Annotated in this window: 3 protein-coding genes and 1 pseudogene; 2 read left to right on the top strand and 2 right to left on the bottom strand. The window is 50.8% G+C overall.

Annotated elements, in window-relative coordinates; all coding sequences use genetic code 11:
- Positions 1 to 472 precede the first annotated feature (472 nt).
- Together treP and treC are read left to right on the top strand one after the other, a co-directional pair.
- Positions 473 to 1,882 (top strand): PTS system trehalose-specific EIIBC component, encoded by a 1,410-nt coding sequence (gene treP, locus ACLTD4_RS32855; protein ID WP_055656704.1) that lies wholly within the window; start codon positions 473 to 475, stop codon positions 1,880 to 1,882.
- 16 nt (positions 1,883 to 1,898) lie between these two features.
- The gene (gene treC / locus ACLTD4_RS32850) at positions 1,899 to 3,563 is read left to right on the top strand and encodes an alpha,alpha-phosphotrehalase (protein WP_117622661.1); all 1,665 of its coding nucleotides are present in this window, start codon (positions 1,899 to 1,901) and stop codon (positions 3,561 to 3,563) included.
- 132 nt (positions 3,564 to 3,695) lie between these two features.
- On the opposite strand, the gene ACLTD4_RS32845 is transcribed toward treC, so the two are convergent.
- Entirely contained in the window at positions 3,696 to 4,256 is a 561-nt protein-coding gene (locus ACLTD4_RS32845; protein WP_002604492.1) for a manganese efflux pump MntP family protein, read from the bottom strand.
- Positions 4,257 to 4,524: 268 nt separating this feature from the next.
- Positions 4,525 to 5,261: pseudogene (locus ACLTD4_RS32840) on the bottom strand (6-phospho-alpha-glucosidase); the annotation flags it as partial.

The raw sequence follows: 5,261 nt of genomic DNA, 5'->3' as shown, positions 1-5,261 counted from the left end.
CTTGTGGAGCCAGTACTCAGCGGACTTTTTCACAGTCTGGCCGGAAAAGGGAGAGCGGGCGGCAGGGAGGGAAAGGTGAATGATGCAGAGGTCGGTGGGACTTAGGGCGAACAGCCGTCGGAGCAGGGGCAAAATCGCGTTTTCAGGACGCGATTTTGCGGGCACTGAGAGCGAACGCATCAGGCGTTCGGTCGAATTGACCGGAACCCCTGCGGAGGGGGCTGTTCGCCCTTAGTCCCACCCCCTCGGAATCCCTGAACCTTTCCCTCCCTGCCGCCCGCTCTCCCTTTTCCTCGATCCCCCATGCAAAAGTCCGCGTATTTTCCACCACATAACCACTATCTGCCGGTGGATTTTTTTATTTATTTTTCCAAACATGTTGACAAACATATACGTATATGTTATATTGAATTCACAAGATAAACATACAAGAAGAGAAAAATAAAAAACGTGTATGAAAAGGAGAATGGTTATGGGGAAGTATTCGGATGACGCAAAGAAGCTTCTGGAATATGTCGGCGGAAAACAGAATATCTCGGCAGTCACACACTGTATGACCAGGATGCGTTTTGTTCTGGCCGATCCTGAGAAAGCCGATGTGGCGAAGATCGAAGCGCTGAAGAGTGTAAAGGGGACGTTTACACAGGCGGGACAGTTCCAGGTGATTATTGGTAATGATGTCTCGGTGTTTTACAATGAGTTTACTTCCGTATCCGGGATTGAGGGAGTTTCAAAGGAGGAAGTGAAGCAGGAAGCGAAAGGGAACATGAATCCGGTTCAGAAGGCGGTAGCTAATATCGCAGAGATATTCGCACCTCTGATTCCGGCCATCATCGTCGGCGGTCTGATTTTGGGATTCCGGAACATCATCGGTGAGATTCAGTTTATGAACGGCGGGACAGAGACACTGATCGAGGTGTCCCAGTTCTGGGCAGGAGTACACAGCTTCCTGTGGCTGATCGGTGAGGCAATATTCCATTTCCTGCCGGTAGGCATCACGTGGTCGGTGACGAAGAAGATGGGCACGACTCAGATTCTGGGTATCGTACTCGGTCTGACATTGGTGTCCCCGCAGCTGTTAAACGCCTATGCCATGGCTCCCGGCGTGGAAGTTCCGGTATGGAATTTTGGATTCTTCACCATGCAGATGGTCGGCTATCAGGCACAGGTAATTCCGGCGATTCTGGCTGGCTTCGTGTTGGTTTATTTAGAGAAGTTCTTTAAGAAGATTACGCCTCAGGCGATTTCCATGATCGTGGTGCCGTTCTTATCACTGGTGCTGGCCGTGATCGCGGCTCACGCGGTTCTGGGTCCTGTGGGCTGGGCCGTGGGTTCCTGGGTCTCAAAGGTGGTTTACGCAGGGCTTACCTCAAGCTTCCGCTGGTTATTCGCTACCGTATTCGGTTTTATCTACGCACCGCTCGTAATCACCGGTCTTCACCATATGACCAATGCCATCGATTTGCAGCTGATGGCGGAGTTTGGAGGCACCATGCTGTGGCCGATGATTGCTTTATCCAACATTGCACAGGGATCCGCAGTACTCGGCATGATCTATTTACAGAAGCATAACGAAGAGGCGAAGCAGATATCCATTCCGGCATGTATTTCCTGTTATCTGGGTGTCACGGAGCCGGCGATCTTCGGCGTCAATTTAAAGAGGGGATTTCCATTTATCTCCGCCATGATCGGTTCTGCGATTGCGGCCACCGTATCCGTGGGAAGCAACGTTATGGCGAATTCCATCGGCGTAGGCGGAATTCCCGGAATCCTGTCCATTCAGCCGCAGTATATGGGAAGATTTGCTGTCTGTATGCTGATTACCATGGTGGTTCCATTTATGCTGACGGTAGTAGTCGGTAAGAAAAAAGACGTACGGTAAGTAATTGGAGGAGAATATGAATGACTTCAGGAAATCGTGTGTATATCAGATCTATCCAAAGTCCTTCCGGGACACGACTGGTAATGGTGTCGGTGACTTAAACGGAGTCACGGAGAAGCTGGACTACTTAAAGAAACTGGGAGTCGATTATCTGTGGCTTACGCCCTTCTTCGTCTCGCCGCAGAATGACAATGGATACGATATTGCGGACTATTACCACATTGACCCGCTGTTCGGCACCATGGAAGACCTGGACCGTCTCATTAAAGAGGCGGCTGACCGGGACATGGGACTGATGTTTGACATGGTGTTCAACCATACCTCGACCCGGCACGAGTGGTTTGCCCGGGCGCTTAAGGGAGAGAAGGAGTACCAGGACTACTATATTTTCCGGAAAGGAAAAAAGGGGGTTCCCCCCACCAACTGGCAGTCCAAGTTCGGCGGCAGCGCCTGGGAGTATGTGGAGGAGCTGGGGCAGTATTACCTTCATCTGTTTGACCGGACGCAGGCGGACTTAAACTGGGAGAATCCGAAGGTGCGGGAAGAGATCCGCAAGGTTCTTCTCTACTGGAAGAAGAAGGGAATCCGTGGTTTTCGTTTCGATGTCATCAATCTGATCTCCAAGCCCGCGTACTTTGAGGATGACGACGAGGGAGACGGCCGCAGATTCTATACAGACGGCCCCCGGGTGCATGAGTATTTAAAAGAGATGGTGAAGGAGACCGGCCTGTACGAGGACGATATCATCACTGTGGGGGAGATGTCCTCCACCACAATCCATCACTGTATCCAGTATACCAACCCACAGGAACAGCAGCTGAAGATGTGCTTTAATTTCCACCATCTGAAGGTAGACTATAAAAATGGGGACAAATGGTCTCTGATGCCCTATGATTTCATGGGCCTGAAAAAGATTTTTCACACCTGGCAGACCGGTATGGCCGAGGGCAGCGGATGGAACGCCGTGTTCTGGTGCAACCACGATCAGCCGAGGGCGGTATCACGGTTTGGGGACGAAGCGAGATACCGGAAGCAGTCGGCCAAGATGCTGGCGACGGCCATCCACGGCATGAGAGGAACGCCCTATATCTACCAGGGGGAGGAACTGGGCATGACTAACGCCGGTTTTACCTCCACCGATCAGTACCGTGATGTGGAAAGCCTGCATTATTTCGATATTCTGAAGGAAAGCGGAATGGAGGAAGCCCGGATTTACGAGGTGCTGCGCCAGAGGTCCCGCGACAACAGCCGGACTCCCATGCAGTGGAGCGATCAGGAGTATGCCGGCTTTACAAACGGCGTGCCCTGGATCGAAGTCAACCGGAACTATAAAGAAATCAATGCGGAAGAATGCCTGGAAGACAGCGATTCCATTTTTTACTACTATCAGAAGCTGGTCGGCTTGAGGAAAGAGTACGACGTCATCAGCGAGGGCGGGTACGAACCGGTACTGGAGGATCATGAGGCAGTATTTGCCTACAAAAGGACGTACGGCGGTGATACGCTGCTGGTCCTGACTAATTTTACCGACAGAAGCCAGACCATAGCGGCGGCAGATTTAAAGCTTCCGGATGAGGATCTGACGAAATACAGAACGCTGATTGCCAACGATGGGGCAGAGAGGGAGAGTAAGAAGATCCGGCTTTCTCCATATGGAGCCATTATGCTGATCAGAGAGTGATACGGAACGCTTTTAGGAAGATAAATGGACCATATAAAAAACAGCAGGGCAGCACCGAAGGAACTGATAATCCCTTTTTACAAAACGGAATTATCAGTTCCTTCGGTGCTGCCCTGCTGTTTTTTATTTTGCCTAAATACCCAAGGTATGATCGAGCAGTATTTTCACCCCCATAATCACCAGGATCAGCCCGCCTGCAAACTCGGCTTTAGACTTATATCTGGTGCCGAAGACATTGCCGACCTTGACACCGATGATGGAGAGGACAAAGGTGGTGGAACCGATGAAGGAGACGGCCGGAACGATGCGTACCTGCAGGAAGGCGAAGGTGACGCCGACGGCCAGTGCATCGATGCTGGTGGCGATGGCAAGCAGAATCATATTGCCCGGCGCCACGGAGCAGTCCACACATTCCTCCTCTTTATTCAGGGACTCCCGGATCATGTTGAATCCGATGATGCCCAGAAGGATAAAGGCGATCCAGTGGTCGATGGAAGTGATGGCCTCTTTAAACTGAGATCCCAATATGTAACCGAAAAGCGGCATGCCCGCCTGGAAACCGCCGAAATAGAGTCCGACGATGACTGCGTTTTTCCAGCTCATCCTCTGCATGGAGAGTCCCTTACAGATGGAAACGGCGAAGGCGTCCATAGAAAGGCCCACCGCGATAATGAACAGCTCAATTAATGACATGTGATATTCCTCCTGCGTATAAGCTTAATAAGTATATGATGCGGAGAACAAAAAAAGACTTATCTGCAGGCATCGAAAAACCCGCAGACAAGTCTCATCTTTTTTGCATAAAAGCAAGTTAAGCAGGACCAGATAGACAGACGCTATCAGTATGTTGACCCTGCTGCACGCCGCATCCCTGACCCGTGGGAGGCGTGCTGACTACTCCCTCATCTTCCGTTTATTCTAATGGATTTTACTGGGTATGTCAAGCGCAAAACATCAAAGCTTACCGAAGCTCCGGCCAGAATTCCTTATTAGCCTCAATCATCTCATCCAGAATGGCCTTTGCCACCGTAGCCGACGGCACCGTTTTATTCATGGAAAAGGCTTTCCATACCTTTTCATAGGAGCCCTCGATGCCTCCGGCCACCAGAAGCTTTTCCGATGCCAGCTGCTGCTCCATCAGTCCCTTATAGTAGTCGCCGATGGGCCCCTGACAGATTACCTCCGGACCATTTTTGCCGATATAGGCAGGAACCTCGACCATGGCATCTGGTGCGATATTCTCGATGGCCCCGTTATTCTGTACAATCACGATGAATTTCTTCTTCGTGTCATTTTTAAGAGCCATAGCGAGATCCGCGATGTAGTTGCCGTGGGCGCCGTGGTAAAATGCCTTTGCAGTCACCTCTCCGGTCTTGATATAATGGTCAATTCCCTCAAACAGATCCTTTTCTCTGGAGTCCATTACCTCATTGGCTCTCGTATACTCCGGATTGGATTCTTCCACTACATCCTTGGACAGCAGATAGTACTGCAGATACGTATTGGGCAGATACTCCGGATTCGACTGCAGGACCTTATACACATTATTCCAGGTATGGATCCAGGAGGCGTTTAAATGGCGTTCTCCCACGCGGTCGTGTTCCTTAAGCTTCTCCAGCACATCCGGCGGCAGAAGCGTCTTGTTCTTCATAACGTATTCGGTAATTTCCGCCTTTAAATCTCTGCCCAGATACGTGA

It is taken from the genome of Hungatella sp. (assembly GCF_046966825.1).
This window is presented reverse-complemented; position numbering and strand designations above follow the sequence as displayed.